This is a genomic window from Myroides sp. ZB35, from assembly GCF_001865835.1.
Lineage (GTDB): Bacteria > Bacteroidota > Bacteroidia > Flavobacteriales > Flavobacteriaceae > Flavobacterium > Flavobacterium odoratimimum.
In genome coordinates, this window is the sequence record NZ_CP017769.1 from 654,988 (window position 1) to 669,419 (window position 14,432).

Annotated in this window: 14 protein-coding genes; 2 read left to right on the forward strand and 12 right to left on the reverse strand. The window is 35.4% G+C overall.

All coding sequences use genetic code 11. The features are described 5' to 3' along the window. Window positions 1–291 precede the first annotated feature (291 nt). The 8 genes from BK054_RS03025 to BK054_RS03065 all read right to left on the reverse strand — a co-directional run bounded on the left by BK054_RS03025 (window position 292) and on the right by BK054_RS03065 (window position 7,854). Window positions 292–660: a hypothetical protein gene (locus tag BK054_RS03025; protein WP_230456765.1), complete on the reverse strand. Its 369-nt coding sequence runs from the start codon at window positions 658–660 to the stop codon at window positions 292–294. 9 nt (window positions 661–669) lie between these two features. Beyond that, window positions 670–1,125, reverse strand: a complete 456-nt coding sequence (locus BK054_RS03030) for a hypothetical protein (RefSeq protein ID WP_006259601.1) — start codon at window positions 1,123–1,125, stop codon at window positions 670–672. A 74-nt stretch (window positions 1,126–1,199) separates the two neighbouring features. Beyond that, a complete protein-coding gene (locus BK054_RS03035; protein ID WP_006259602.1) occupies window positions 1,200–1,943 on the reverse strand; it encodes a LytR/AlgR family response regulator transcription factor in 744 nt (247 codons plus the stop codon). After that, window positions 1,943–3,025: a sensor histidine kinase gene (locus BK054_RS03040; RefSeq protein WP_232234335.1), complete on the reverse strand. Its 1,083-nt coding sequence runs from the start codon at window positions 3,023–3,025 to the stop codon at window positions 1,943–1,945. Before BK054_RS03040 ends, BK054_RS03035 begins: the two co-directional genes overlap by 1 nt. A 45-nt stretch (window positions 3,026–3,070) precedes the next feature. Then, complete coding sequence (locus BK054_RS03045; RefSeq protein WP_006259604.1) at window positions 3,071–3,691, reverse strand: hypothetical protein; 621 nt, start codon at window positions 3,689–3,691, stop codon at window positions 3,071–3,073. A 96-nt stretch (window positions 3,692–3,787) separates the two neighbouring features. Next, entirely contained in the window at window positions 3,788–5,920 is a 2,133-nt protein-coding gene (locus BK054_RS03050) for a TonB-dependent receptor (RefSeq protein WP_006266910.1), read from the reverse strand. A 934-nt stretch (window positions 5,921–6,854) separates the two neighbouring features. Then, window positions 6,855–7,307: a hypothetical protein gene (locus BK054_RS03060; RefSeq protein WP_006262110.1), complete on the reverse strand. Its 453-nt coding sequence runs from the start codon at window positions 7,305–7,307 to the stop codon at window positions 6,855–6,857. A gap of 46 nt (window positions 7,308–7,353) precedes the next feature. After that, window positions 7,354–7,854, reverse strand: a complete 501-nt coding sequence (locus BK054_RS03065) for a GNAT family N-acetyltransferase (protein ID WP_071306894.1) — start codon at window positions 7,852–7,854, stop codon at window positions 7,354–7,356. Window positions 7,855–8,321: 467 nt separating this feature from the next. Between BK054_RS03065 and BK054_RS03070 the strand changes: the two genes are divergently transcribed. Both BK054_RS03070 and BK054_RS03075 read left to right on the forward strand, forming a co-directional pair. Next, window positions 8,322–9,476, forward strand: a complete 1,155-nt coding sequence (locus BK054_RS03070) for a dicarboxylate/amino acid:cation symporter (protein ID WP_071306895.1) — start codon at window positions 8,322–8,324, stop codon at window positions 9,474–9,476. Between the two features lie 49 nt (window positions 9,477–9,525). Continuing rightward, window positions 9,526–10,704 (forward strand): cation:dicarboxylate symporter family transporter, encoded by a 1,179-nt coding sequence (locus tag BK054_RS03075; protein WP_006264679.1) that lies wholly within the window; start codon window positions 9,526–9,528, stop codon window positions 10,702–10,704. Between the two features lie 30 nt (window positions 10,705–10,734). Here BK054_RS03075 and BK054_RS03080 read toward each other — a convergent pair whose 3' ends face one another. The 4 genes from BK054_RS03080 to BK054_RS03095 form a co-directional block, all read right to left on the reverse strand. Next, complete coding sequence (locus BK054_RS03080) at window positions 10,735–11,877, reverse strand: acyl-CoA dehydrogenase family protein (protein ID WP_006259611.1); 1,143 nt, start codon at window positions 11,875–11,877, stop codon at window positions 10,735–10,737. Window positions 11,878–11,888: 11 nt separating this feature from the next. Further along, window positions 11,889–12,785, reverse strand: a complete 897-nt coding sequence (locus tag BK054_RS03085) for a ComEA family DNA-binding protein (protein WP_006266906.1) — start codon at window positions 12,783–12,785, stop codon at window positions 11,889–11,891. Window positions 12,786–12,848: 63 nt separating this feature from the next. Continuing rightward, complete coding sequence (locus tag BK054_RS03090) at window positions 12,849–13,070, reverse strand: hypothetical protein (protein WP_006259613.1); 222 nt, start codon at window positions 13,068–13,070, stop codon at window positions 12,849–12,851. A gap of 68 nt (window positions 13,071–13,138) precedes the next feature. Further along, on the reverse strand, window positions 13,139–14,422 hold the full coding sequence (locus tag BK054_RS03095; RefSeq protein WP_006266905.1) for a DUF2851 family protein: 1,284 nt from the start codon (window positions 14,420–14,422) through the stop codon (window positions 13,139–13,141). Window positions 14,423–14,432 lie beyond the last annotated feature (10 nt).

The following is a 14,432-nucleotide window of genomic DNA, read 5'->3' on the forward strand; positions in this document are numbered from 1 at the left end:
CTTTTTTTATTCATCACAATAAAAAAACATCTTTTTTTAAAAAACATATACTTAAAAACAAATACTTATCGTTTATCTAAGAAATAAAGATAGAGAACTAACAGCCATAGAAACGAGTGTGAACATTCTTAGAGCCTCTTACCTAATTATTACCCACTCTTTGAGGTTTCCCTCCCAAAAACAACAATTTCAAAAATTCTATACGAATACTTAAGATCACATTGTTTCCTATACTATCTACTAAGGTATTAGTACATAAAACAGCTGACCAAACAGCTAACTTCTATACACTTACCATCCTACTAAAAGCAAACCTATTCCTAAAGCTAAAAATGCTAAACACAGTGTGAAGAACAGATATTTAAAATAACCTTTAATCCCTTCTATTGCATACTCTAGCCCTTCTCTATCATGATTTCTAATGGCTGACTTTAAGCCTATACTATAGTTTAACATTCCTATTACAGAAACTAATTGAAGAAAAAACAAAATAGCTAAAGTGAAAACGACTATCATCTTATCTGAATATGCTATCCCAAACATAATCACTAATAAGACACTTAACATCAAATTACACACAGCTATAAACGCTCCCCATCTACCAATACTTCTCAAATATGACTGTATCTTTTGAGTAAACACAAATTCTTTTGTCATCATTCAAACAAATTAAGGTAAATCAATTATCACTAATGAATAAGCAATCCAGCCGATAAAAGAGGATACTAACAGCATAATAAATATCCCCATAATCCTCATACTCCAGCTCACGCTCATTAATCCACTCTCTAATAACTCCACATTATTCACATCCACAGCTTTTCTCAATTTCTTACTACTATTCATCAGGTGTACATTAATCAAAAAGAAAATCACACAACCCCCTGCTAATATTAAACAGGTATCTTCTGTCATTAGTCGATCATCTAACGCTGGGTTATCAAACATTGGGGGTTTTACCTTATACTTCATATAGTATAATGTATACCCTACTCCTCCTAAAGAAAGTAACATCGTCACATAACTTACCCGATTCATATAAGTTCCTAATAGTCCTAAACCACTATGCATAGAAGTAAGTACTTTTATATTACTCTCTGTGATTTGTTCGTAACCTTCATTCATTAATAATAGGTATTATTTATCCTCACCAAATTACTAAATAAATCTAGGACTACTATTATCCTTTTTACTTCTTACTAATTCTCCGCTAACCAGCTCTTAAATTCACTCACTCTTTCTCTACTCACAATCACCTCATCTGTATAATTCCTCATCGTTAGTTTTAATCGAGCAGTAGACAGTTGTACGATCTGTTCTATATAATCAATACACACTACTTGAGACCTATTCACTCGAAAGAACTTCTCTGGGTTGACCATTTTAATAGCTGCTTCTATAGAGCCTTCTTCTAGCAGATGAGTCTTTCCTTCTACTGTAGAGACATACACTCCTCTATCCTCTCTATAAAAACACACCACCTCATCTACCAACACCATCTTTATCTGCATCCCCACTTTTATCATCAGCCGTTTTGCATAACTATTCCCACCTATACTTTGCCTAAGGTTTTCTACGGTCTGTGTTGTACTGCGTTGTTGTGACTTGTATTTATTAATAGCACCTAATAGTTCTGTTGGCTCTATTGGCTTTAGTAGATAATCAATGCTGTTTAGTTTAAATGCCTTAATCGCATAGTGATCAAAACTTGTGACAAAGATGATAGCACTCTTAATCTCTACTTGTTCGAATATCTCTAATGACAGCCCATCCGCTAACTGTATATCAGCAAATATCAAGTCTGGGTGCTCATGTTGCACAAACCAAGGGATAGCCTCACTTACAGAATACAGCGTATGCTGTACTTCTAACCCAAGTTTTTCTAATTCTCTACTTAACAGCCTTGCTGCAGGCTTCTCGTCTTCTATAATTACTATTTTCATCAGCTGTCTTTTCTAACTAAAGGTATTCTAACGCTAAAACTATCTTCTAAATCTTTTATCACAATATCTTGTTTAAACAACAACAGACTTCGCTTAGACAAATTCTGAAGTCCTAATCCTGTTGAATCTACTTGTTTAGGCTTCGCACATCTTTCATTCCACAGCACTAAACCATTATCTTCTACAGTAAGTATCACACTAATTTTTCCATCAGAAGGAATTATATTGTGCTTTACTACATTCTCTATCAAAATCTGTAGACATAACGTAGGTACTTGTATATCGCTATAGTGCATCACCTCATCACTAACTCTGAAATCAATAGCATTATCATAACGCACATTGAGTAGATATACATAGTCTTTTATAAAAGCTACCTCATCAGATAGAGCACATGATGTATTGTCTAATCTTTCTAATACATACCTATAAATCTTAGAGAATGAGCGAGCGAACTGCTCTGCCTTAACTGGATCTTCTTGTATTGTACTTATTAACACATTCATATTATTAAACAAGAAGTGTGGTGATAACTGCTCTTTCATACTCTCTATCTGACTCTTCTGTAACTCTATCTCTATTTCCTTATTCTTCAATTCCAACAATCTTAATTGATCGTTGTAAGCAAATATGAATACAACAAGTAAAACAAATACACTAATCAACACAATGGCTAAAAAGTTACCAAAGCGCATATGATCTCCATTGTAAAAGTCTTTAAACGATAAACCATAAAAGATATTGAGCATTATAGCTAAGAACAGATAATAGGCAGTAACAGAAGTAATGATACCATTTATAAAGAACGCTATATTACTAACCTTCTTACTTAACTGTCCTTTTATCTTTTTTTCATGCCTCTCTATCCCCCAACAAACTAAAGTACTTGTAATAAAATTAGACAGATAGATCAGTACTGATAATACAAATGAAGAGAATGTAGCTTTTTGAAAACGAGCATTACCAAACAACTCAAAAAAACTCATCCCTTTATCTTGAAAAGAATAGTAAGATATCATTAAACTTAAAATCAATCCAAAGCTGGTAGCTAATAGAATATGTCGACGCCAATTAATAACCATAGTTCTCATGTATAAAAATCTAAATTACAACAAAGACAGTAACAATTATTTCCCTTTACACAATTCTTGTGTTTTTAATGCCCAATCTTTCCCCCATGATGGATAAAATGGCACATCACTCTTCTGTTTATCGAATAGCTCTATCGACTTCTCTAGCATCTTACAGTAATAAGTCATATCTACCTTCATAAACTTAGCGCTATTAATCTGAAAACTTGCCACAGAGTACACCGCTCTCGGATTAGTAGGATCTAACTCTATCGACTTATCATACGCTTTATTGATAATTGGAGTCTGTACCATCCCCTTATTCATCGGATCAGTAATTAACTCTAGTGTCTCATTCATTCCTTTTAATACATACCACTCACTTCCTCCCTTTTCTAACCATTGGTCTATTAGTACGCGGTTAGCTGCTACGATATCTTCTATATTATCAGCCTGCGGATTACTAAACCCTCCTGTGATACTTATAAACACCTTGTAGTACACTGGTATCCAATTCTCTTTATCAGACATCGCTATGCGGTCTAGCATAGCCACTGCTTCTTTCGATTGCCCACTTTGCCATTGTTGCATCGCTTTTTGCATTCCTGCCTCGTATTTAGATTGTCCGAAACTCATTACACTAAATACACTGAATAATAAAATCAATAACTTTTTCATCTTTCTAATTATTTAATTACACAACAAATCTACACTGACTATCAAATCTTTAAAAAACGAACTGCGCGAACTGTTGTTTCTAATGTTTAAGTTGTTTTACAAATTCTCTAATTGGTTTTTCTTCTTATCAGCACTTATTGTCCACATAAATCCTACATATATAAATCGCTTCGCAGAGGCATTCGTGATACCAGGTTGTCCCCCTCGCTGATTAAACTGATAAGCATATACAGGGTTTCTACCCAACAAATTATCTACTGATAAGTACACTATCTTTTGCCCGCTGAATAGATAAGCCCAACTCATGCTTACATTGTGTATCGGGCTACTCTCATAAGTAGCTTTATTAGTTGTATTCATATCGTGGAAGTGACGTGGACTACTGTAGTTATACGTCATACTCACCTGAGACTTCCATTGCTCTATCCAATACTTCGTCACCACAGAGAAATTGTGCTTCACTACATAAGACGGCTGTATCCATTCGTTCCAATACATCTCTTTACGTTGAGAGTCAATGTAAGTATAGGTTACCCAATAGCTAAAATTCTTAATCATGATATTATCTTTCCAAAACAAGTCAAATCCCTTTGCATAGCCCTCTCCTAACTGAGCATACTCATTTGGCATACCCAGTGGAGTTAATAACAACTTGCTATAGTCTTTATAGAACATCTCAGCTCTCAATAGACGTTTTCTAAACTCATAAGTATAGTTCAGTATATAATGATTAGCCTGCATCCAGTCTTCTTGTTTCACTGCTAATGACTGTTCTAAGTTCATCGCTTGATTAAATACTCCATAAGAGAAAGACATCTGATGCTTAGGTGTCATCTGATAAGTCAACATCGCTCGTGGTTCTACTGTCCAATCTGCTATCGCTGAATACTTACTCGTTCTTACCCCCGCTCTCAATGACAAGTCTGACGTTATCTTCCAATTGTTCTCAAAAAACAGTGCCCATCTATTCGCATCCACACCTAAGTCTTCTGCTCTACTTCCTTTACTTCTCGTCAAATCTAATTTAGAAGCCTGTACATCTACCCCAACAAAAGACTGAAACTGCCCATTCCACTGATAAGACAACTTCACCTTCTGATTCACATCCCAACTAATCTTCTTTAAACTCAAATCATTGCTATCTCCTGTATAATCCATATACCCTAATCCCGTACCTACATCTAATCTCATATAAGGAGTAAGCTTCTTAAAGAACACACTATTCATATACACATTACTTGACTTAAAGCCTAATGTATCTACTCTATTAATTGGTTGTATCTCTTGCTCATACTTAATGGTAGATAAGTCTACAGCGGTATATAGTTTATATCCTCCATCTTTAATCTCGCGCTTATACATCATCTCTCCAGAAGCTGTAGAGAAAGGTTTTTTAGTATTATATCGCTGTCTTACCACTGCAGTATAGGCTCCTAAGTTTAGATAGTTTAGACTATATGACAGCGAGTTCTTGCCCCATTGATGTGTCTGCGCGAAGCTCCCTCCTACAGTAGAGATAGAGTAATCTCTACGTGAAGGATCTATCTCATCCGATGTATCTAACTGCAATACTCCTGATAGCGCATCTCCAAACTCTGCACTATACCCTCCCGCTGAGAAGGACATCCCCTTAAACAGAAATGGATTAAACTTAGAACGCACAGGTACATTACCCACCGAAGAAGTATAAGGTTGAAACACCCTTACACCATTGACGAATATACCACTCTCCTCTGCTCTCCCTCCACGTATCAGTAGTCTTCCATCTTCTCCATTCGTCTGTGCTCCTGGCATGGTACTTAGGACTCCCATAATATTACCAGGACTACCCGCAGTACTCACTACATCCATCGCATTTAATCCTATACTCTCTGCGCGTCCTCTCTTATTCTTACTATTGGTAGTAATAAGTATTTCTCCCATCACCTCATCTTGCCCACTTAACACAAAATGTTCATTATAATTCTCCTTTGTATTGATCTCTACATCTAGATTGCCATACTGTGGGTGCATTAACTTCAGTACGCCACTCACTACTGTATCTGTAACTATAAAACTGAAATACCCTTTCGCATCAGTCAATGCTCCTTCAAAGCTATCTTCAAGGTACACATTCACATTCTCGATTGGTTTATTCTTATCGTTTACCACTGTACCCGATAGTTGAATCTGTTGTGCCTGCACAGCACCTACACATAAGGTTAATAACAAACATAGTAATGTTCTCATCTTTCTTCTTGATTAATTCTATCCCAAACGTAATCTGACAACACAACTTCTGAAAAAACGAGTGCGCGAATGGAAGTATTTAGTGCGCGAATGGGAGATTGGTTAACGGTTTACTGTTATCGGTTCACAGTTTTAGTAATGTGGATAAACTAGAGCTAGGTATCTTGAGATGTTTATTTATTCTTGCTGACTTATAACCATAAAAAAACGGTTAATAGCTTTTAACTATTAACCGTTTTCATATACTAACTCAGATAAAAAATGCTATATTGAATGAAGTAGGTTTAAAACATAACATTTAATAACTATATACTACAAGTCTTATAATATGAGATTCCTCCTTCGTCGGAATGACAAACTAGACAGATAGAGCTTATCCTTTTTAAAAAAGCTTATGAGAAACAATTCATTAGTACCTTACATCAAACAAGAATCAATATTAAGACTGTATTATGTTAGACACAAAGTATTATGTTTCTACCGTGCCATTACATACAACACGCCTATATGACCATCAAAGTAAAAGTCATTCACAAACTTCTCTATCTTACGAACCCTATAATGACTGTCATAACTAAATTAATTACAAAGAATAAACAGATAACAAACAATAACTTTCGAATAGTACTGAAAGTTTCTTCTAAAAATTCTTCAGAATTATGAATAATGGTCTTTCTGATTCGTCTACTTAAAAAGAACAAATGCATACATGAATAACTACTTAATACAAAACTTAACAGATTCATTAAAACAGGCAGATATTCTTGTTTTGATAACCTCACAAATAGTTCAAAAAAACTGACTAAACTAATGACTCCACATACAACAATTAAAGGTATAACCCACTTACTAATACGTTTTAAGTAAAGTAGTGATTGTTCTGTTAGTACTAACTTTTGATTGCTATCTTCACTATGTTGATTTACTTGATTATTCATGACTTAATAACTGAGAAAAAAATTATAAATGCAGTAATAACACCTACTAAAACAGAACTAGTGATAAGTATAGTTATCCTACTAAGATTACCTAAACTATATTCTAATTTATTACTGTTCTTCATCTCTAAAGCTATTTTTAAAGATGTACTAAATCTATATAGAAGATAACATATATACACAAATATTAAGAAGGCTAATAAGAAACTCAATCCTAAACCAAACAATTTACCATCTATAAAACCCGCTATTATGATAAGGAAAAATTGACTCATTAAAGGTTGAAGTGTATCACTTAAAAAAAGATCAAATAGTATTACTAACAATACCTGTGATAAAATCAAGATTAATAACGCTTTTGCTAATACTCTTATCCGTTTTAATTGGCCAATAGACATAGCTGATATCCCTAATTCTTGCTTTGTATATTCTTTTATTTCTTTATCCATTTCAGTTCTATTTTTTTATACTATTTAGACATAAAGTATTGTATCTCTACCGTGTTATTACATACAACACGCCTATATGCCCATCGAAGTCAAAATCGTTCTCATAGACTAGTCCTATTTTCTCTAATACTTTGATCGATGCAATATTCTCTTTCATCGCTCTACCGATAATACGGTGTAGCCCTAAGGCTGTAAATCCATATTCTAAACACGCCTTTGCGCTCTCGGTAGCATGCCCCATATTCCAATACTCCTCATAGAAGCGAAAGCCTATATCTGTCCTATCTATATCAGCATTGTACTTTGGTCCACACCATCCTAAGAACGCATTATCCTCTTTTCGGATGACTGCCCATCGTCCATATCCGTTTCTCTCATAATCACTATAATTAGCTAAGAAAGTATGCGCATCATCCACACTGTCAAAAGCATCATCCCCTGTATAGCGCATCACATTAGGGTTAAGGTTTAGCTGATAAAAGTGCGCTGCATCTGCAGTAGTTAATTCTCTTAATACTAATCGATCTGTTTCTAAAACGCTCTTCATACCTAGTCATATTTCTACTATGTTAATATTACGAATATTTAATGAAGTAACAATTCATAAACTCCTTATAAACATCCTATTCATTTTACAGTTGACCTACTTTGGAGAAAATGATCTGATTTGGTTAAAATAGATATTTATGAGAAAACGATAATCCTTATCAACTCTTTATTGACAAGGCTTACAAGAAATTGGTTACGCTTTACTAAGCACGTTGTTCGGAAGTTGTTCGGAAAAACCTCGGTTTTTACTAGGATAAAGACCCCTTTTCCGAACGACACTAAATCTGTCTCCGAACCAAACTATATCAACAAAAACAGATCATTACTAACATCCTATACCACAACTCCTCACCTCCACTACCATATATATGGTATATTCTGAAAATGACTAATAAAAAACAAGGTTTATAAATATCTTTGCTTTGAATAATTTAGTACTTTAATCAAAAATAGAGATATCAGAATATGAAGAAATTCTTTAGTAATACTATAGTAAAACTTTTACTAGGAGTGATAGTTGGTCTAGTCATAGGACCATATCTTACAGACAGCTTACTACAAATCATCTTATCAACGAGACATATACTAGGTCAGATCATTCTGTTCTTAGTACCGCTGATCATTCTAGGATTCGTAGTATCTTCTATCGCTAAACTAGACAAAGGACAGACTAGTATAATCGGTTTCTCTATTATTATTGCTTACTTATCTAGTATCGGAGCAGGGTTCTTTAGTAGTACACTAGGTTTTAACATTATCCCTCACTTACAGATAGAGAACAATGTGGAAACTCTTAAAGAGCTGCCTGCAATGTTATTTAAGCTAGATATACCACCAGTATTCGGAGTGATGACTTCTCTGACACTTGCCTTAATGATTGGTATCGGTATTCTATGGACAGAGTCTAAACCGCTAGAGCGCGCATTTGATTCTTTTAAAGACATCGTACTATTATTAGTGAATAGAGTATTAGTACCAGTATTGCCATTCTATATTATGGCGAACTTTGCATTACTTAGTTATGAAGGATCTATACAGTCACAGCTACCTGTGTTCTTAACTGTGATTCTTATCGTGATAGTGGCACACTTCATTTGGTTAGGTGTGTTATATACGATAGCAGGGATATACTCTGGTAAGAATCCATGGGAAGTTATTAAACACTATCCTCCTGCTTACCTAACAGCAGTAGGGACGATGTCTTCAGCGGCTTCTCTAGGTGTAGCACTAAAGTCTGCACACAAAAGTAAAGTGCTAAAACCTGAGATCACGAACTTCACTATTCCGTTCTTCTCTAATATACACTTATGTGGATCAGTATTGACAGAAGTATTCTTCGTGATGACTGTATCTCAAGTGTTATATGGTACATTACCTACGCTGGGTACGATGATCTTATTCGTACTACTACTAGGTATTTTCGCTATCGGAGCACCTGGTGTACCTGGCGGTACTGTAATGGCCTCATTAGGTATCATCGCTTCCGTACTAGGTTTTGACGATGCTGGTATTGCATTAACCTTAACGATATTTGCATTACAAGATAGCTTCGGTACTGCATGTAATATTACAGGAGATGGAGCACTTAGCCTTATGGTAACAAAATACAGTGATAAATAAAGATAATGAGGGAGGGCCTGTGCTTTCCCTTTTTTATACCTTCTACGCTATGCTAAAGAAATTAGTAAACAATACTATCGTTAGATTAATATCAGGAGTAATCATCGGTCTATTAGTAGGACCTTATCTAAATGATATTCTACTTCAAGTCATCTTGTCAACGAAACATATTTTAGGGCAATTAATCTTATTTTTAGTTCCTTTAATCATCTTAGGATTTATCGTATCGTCTATCGCTAAGCTAGATCAGAAGTCTTCTGTTATTATAGGGTTCTCCCTAGCTATAGCCTATATATCGAGTGTGGGAGCAGGACTATTCAGTGGTTCATTAGGATACACTATATTACCTTGGCTAGATATCCCCTCTACTGCTGCTACGGGAAGAGCATTACCTGAAATGCTTTTTAAACTAGACATTCCACCTATATTCGATGTGATGACTTCCTTAGTACTTGCACTCATGATAGGTTTAGGTATTCTATGGACGCAGTCTAAACCACTAGAAATCGCCTTCGATCATTTTAAAGAGATCGTGTTATTATTAGTCAATAGAGTACTAGTTCCTTTATTACCTCTATACATTGCATGTAATTTTGCTTTGCTTAGTTATGTAGGTAGCATACAGTCCCAATTACCTATATTCTTAATCGTGATTATCATCGTGATCTTAGCTCATATCGTATGGATCGCCATCTTATACACGATCGCAGGTCTGTACGCTAAAAAGAACCCATGGGAAGTACTCAGACATTATGGACCGACCTATCTAACAGCATTAGGCACGATGTCTTCAGCGGCTAGCTTAGGTGTGGCTCTACAATCGGCACATAAGAGCAAGGTACTGAAACCAGAGATTACGAACTTCACTATTCCGTTCTTTTCTAACGTACACTTATGTGGTGCTATGGTTACAGAGACCTTCTTTGTGATGACAGTATCCTTAGTCCTTTATGGGCATTTACCTGATGTTAGCACATTGATTCTCTTTGTGCTTTTGCTAGGCGTATTCGCTCTAGGAGCACCTGGTGTACCTGGGGGAGCGCTAATGGCATCCTTAGGATTAATAACCTCTATGCTGGGCTTCGATGATACAGGGATAGCATTAGTATTAACCATATTCGCACTACAAGACAGTTTTGGTACTGCGTGTAATATAGTGGGTGATGGCGCATTAAGTCTTATGGCGACAGCATTCCATGAACGACAACAAAAAAGGGAAGCTCAGTAGCTTCCCTTTCTTATATATCGCCTAATCTGATTAGTCTTTTAAAATGTTACGAGAGATAACTAATTTTTGAATCTCTGTAGTTCCTTCTCCGATAGTACACAACTTCGAATCACGGAAGAACTTCTCTACTGGGAAGTCCTTAGTATATCCATATCCTCCATGGATTTGGATCGCTTCTGTAGACACTTTCACACATACTTCAGACGCATACATCTTCGCCATAGCTCCGATCTTAGTCATCGGTTTGTTATTGTTTTTTAAGAAAGCTGCTTTGTGTAATAATAACTCAGAACACTCAATCTCAGTAGCCATATCAGCTAATTTAAAACCGATAGCTTGGAATTGGCTAATTGGTTTTCCGAATTGAACTCTCTCTTTTGAGTATTTTAATGCCGCTTCATAAGCTCCTTTAGCAATACCTAATGATAATGCACCAATAGAGATACGCCCTCCATCTAATACTTTCATCGCTTGAATGAACCCTTCTCCTACTTCTCCTAAACGGTTAGCATCAGGTACACGACAGTTATCAAAGATAAGTTCTGCAGTCTCAGATGCACGCATTCCTAATTTATTTTCTTTCTTACCACTAGAGAATCCAGGTGTACCCTTCTCTACTACGAAAGCTGTCATCCCGTGAGAATCACCTTTCTCTCCTGTACGAACGATAACAACTGCAACGTTACCAGAGATAGCGTGAGTGATAAAGTTCTTCGCTCCATTTAAGATCCAGTGATCACCATCTTTCACAGCTGTAGTACTCATACCTCCTGCATCAGATCCAGTGTTGTGCTCTGTCAATCCCCATGCACCAATCCACTCTGCTGTCGCTAGCTTAGGTAACCATCTTTTCTTTTGTTCTTCATTGGCAAATGATAAAATATGATTAGTACATAATGAGTTATGTGCTGCTACTGATAAACCAATAGATGAGTCAACTTTAGAAATCTCTTCTACGATAGTGATATATTCGTGGTAACCTAGTCCCGATCCTCCGTATTCTTCAGGAACTAAAACTCCCATATATCCCATCTCTCCTAGTTTTTTAAATAAATCTACAGGAAAGATTTGAGCTTCGTCCCATTCCATAATATGTGGACGAATATGTTGTTCTGCAAAGTCTCTTATAGATTGAGCAATCATTGCTTGAGTTTCATTGTATTCAAAATTCATGGTTGATAGTTTTAATTCGTAAATCTCAAATATAAACTAATTATATCAATTTTGTCAATAGGGAATTTCTCAATTTGTAGTAATCCTTCTTTATTAACAAAATCTCCGTTCATACTCCTATGCTTAACTACTTCTCTTGCGATATAATAATTCATATAGGGTAATTCTTTCAATTGATTTATAGAGGCTTCATTGATATTTAAAGTTGTAACAGTTGGGGCATTCATCACTTTAAAATGCCTATATAATTCATTTACAACCTCTTCTGAAAGCCCATACACAAACCTTAACTGCTGTATGGACACAAAACCGCCGTACTTCTCCCTTTCTTTCATAATCTTATCTGCATAATACGGGCCTATTCCTCTGACTTTCTGTAAGTCTTCTAAAGTTGCACTATTTATACATATTGCTACTACAGGGACATCTACTTTAGGCTTACTATACTCAACATATTCTCGTTTCACCTTAGGGTTATTCACCCAATCTGGGAACTTAAAATAAGTACTATAGGTCTTCAGCCATTCGTCTGAAACTTGAGTAACTTGTTGAAATTCTTTAGCAGAATTGACATACTTATTCTCCTTTCGGAATAACAATAACCGATCTATCTCCGCTGTAGACATTCCTAAAACAAAGCCTCGATAATCTGTAATAAAGTTGGGGTTAAAAGGATAGATCGTATCTCGCTTAGCTATAGCAATAGTATTAATACTATCTAAGAGACTAATCTGCTTCTGATACTCATCGTTAAAAAGGGTAGAATACTGATCAACTATATGTTGATCAGATGACCTAGGATAATAGATATAAAGCTGAATGGCAATCACAAGGAGCACTAAAAAGAAAAGGCCTCGCTTCTGTGACTTCGTGTAGTAGTAAAATCTTTTTCTGTAGTTAGATAACATCTCCTCTTTTTACAGGAAAATTACAAGATTACTATCTAACTCACATACAGTATTCAAAGAGATTTATAGGTCGAACACTGATGTTCTCTTTGTATAGATTAAGTCTTTAATACGAGCTAAAAAAGCTAAAGTAAGATATAAAGCAAAAGCTAATCCTAAGGTGAAGAATGATAAATAGATAAAGAACAGACGTACACTAGTAGCGCGCATCCCTAGTCTATCCCCTAGACGGCTAGATACTCTGAATCCTCTTTTCTCGAAATAGTGTCTTAAACTAGTAACCATACCTATATCATATTAACTAGACAAAGATAAACAATATCCATCACAGCGAAGTGAACTATGGTGTATGATTAACTTTTTTTGAGAAATTCTTTCCCTATAGCACACTCTATACATCGATTAGTATCACAATACTTCTTCTTCAGATGAACTAGAGCTTGGCTATCTACAGCATTAATCGCTGTTATATTATAATTAGAGAATAAACTGACGATACTGTTCTTCTCCGCTTTTATGCTTTCGGCTAGTGTTATAATATCACTAATATCGTAATCTTCATGCGATATGGACTTCTGATAAATAATCTGCATCGGTAAAATGACATTGATAATTACTAAATCAATAAAGTCTTTAGTCAGCTTCTTAGCCTGTTTCTTACTTACTTTATTAAATACATAATGTGTCTCCCAATATGAACTCACTTTTATATCAAATAATTGATAGAAATAATTTAAATCTGTTGTTGTCAGTATCTTTACAACAGGGATCTGCTGGTGATATAACCAACTACTCAGCTGTGCTAATCTAATAGTAGGAAAATTAGGTGGTCTAAGCTGAAAGAAACGTATCGAGGATGGGGGTGATACTGAAATAGTATACTTATGTCTTAAGAATGCCCACTCTCTTTTTATGTCTTTTACGTAGTCATCCTCTAGCTCATACTCTTCTTCTAACAGACCTGTTACTCCAAACAATAGGGCTTCTATTTGTAACAAGGATTGGGATTGTTTATAAATAGACACTATAGGTAGATGTCTTACTGCATCATAGAATGCTTCGCCATTCGCGTTCAAACCAAAGCTCTTAGCTAGAAAACAAAAGAATACATGTTCCCAATGATTATTTGTTTCTAAAAGCAATTGTTCCATTGGTTTGGTTTTTTCTATCAACCGTTCCAGAAACAACTTCTCTTTCCAGAAGGTCCAGATACATGGGTCAACTGCTCCTATGCTATCTTCACAGTTTAAGTGATTCTTGCGCAAAAAGAGTTGAGTACATTTCTCTAATACTTGTTGATCTACATAGTTCTTCAAAACGAAAACAGATATCTCACTGCCATCTAATCTAAAAACTGGAATATCATATTCCCAAACTACGTGTAGTATCACACTATCATAACGTTGATCTCGCTCGTGATGATGTGCATACCAGTCAGAAGCCTTAATATGTATCTCTACATTTCCCGCCCATTCCTGATCAGCAATGCATATTCTTGCATTAAAAAAGTCAGGCCCATCTAGACCTGTAAAAGTCCCTGTAGAAAGTATATTGAGAGATTCATTAGATGTTGTATATAAGTCTTTAGAATTGAACAACTGATTTGCCCAAACATAATGTAGAAATGCTTCTTTCATAAAAGTATTC

Bases quoted from the DNA above. Each gene is read 5' to 3' on its own strand.
- BK054_RS03025 (WP_230456765.1), bottom strand. From the start codon at position 660: ATGATGACAAAAGAATTTGTGTTTACTCAAAAGATACAGTCATATTTG.
- BK054_RS03030 (WP_006259601.1), bottom strand. From the start codon at position 1,125: ATGAATGAAGGTTACGAACAAATCACAGAGAGTAATATAAAAGTACTT.
- BK054_RS03035 (WP_006259602.1), bottom strand. From the start codon at position 1,943: ATGAAAATAGTAATTATAGAAGACGAGAAGCCTGCAGCAAGGCTGTTA.
- BK054_RS03040 (WP_232234335.1), bottom strand. From the start codon at position 3,025: ATGGTTATTAATTGGCGTCGACATATTCTATTAGCTACCAGCTTTGGA.
- BK054_RS03045 (WP_006259604.1), bottom strand. From the start codon at position 3,691: ATGAAAAAGTTATTGATTTTATTATTCAGTGTATTTAGTGTAATGAGT.
- BK054_RS03050 (WP_006266910.1), bottom strand. From the start codon at position 5,920: ATGAGAACATTACTATGTTTGTTATTAACCTTATGTGTAGGTGCTGTG.
- BK054_RS03060 (WP_006262110.1), bottom strand. From the start codon at position 7,307: ATGGATAAAGAAATAAAAGAATATACAAAGCAAGAATTAGGGATATCA.
- BK054_RS03065 (WP_071306894.1), bottom strand. From the start codon at position 7,854: ATGAAGAGCGTTTTAGAAACAGATCGATTAGTATTAAGAGAATTAACT.
- BK054_RS03070 (WP_071306895.1), top strand. From the start codon at position 8,322: ATGAAGAAATTCTTTAGTAATACTATAGTAAAACTTTTACTAGGAGTG.
- BK054_RS03075 (WP_006264679.1), top strand. From the start codon at position 9,526: ATGCTAAAGAAATTAGTAAACAATACTATCGTTAGATTAATATCAGGA.
- BK054_RS03080 (WP_006259611.1), bottom strand. From the start codon at position 11,877: ATGAATTTTGAATACAATGAAACTCAAGCAATGATTGCTCAATCTATA.
- BK054_RS03085 (WP_006266906.1), bottom strand. From the start codon at position 12,785: ATGTTATCTAACTACAGAAAAAGATTTTACTACTACACGAAGTCACAG.
- BK054_RS03090 (WP_006259613.1), bottom strand. From the start codon at position 13,070: ATGGTTACTAGTTTAAGACACTATTTCGAGAAAAGAGGATTCAGAGTA.
- BK054_RS03095 (WP_006266905.1), bottom strand. From the start codon at position 14,422: ATGAAAGAAGCATTTCTACATTATGTTTGGGCAAATCAGTTGTTCAAT.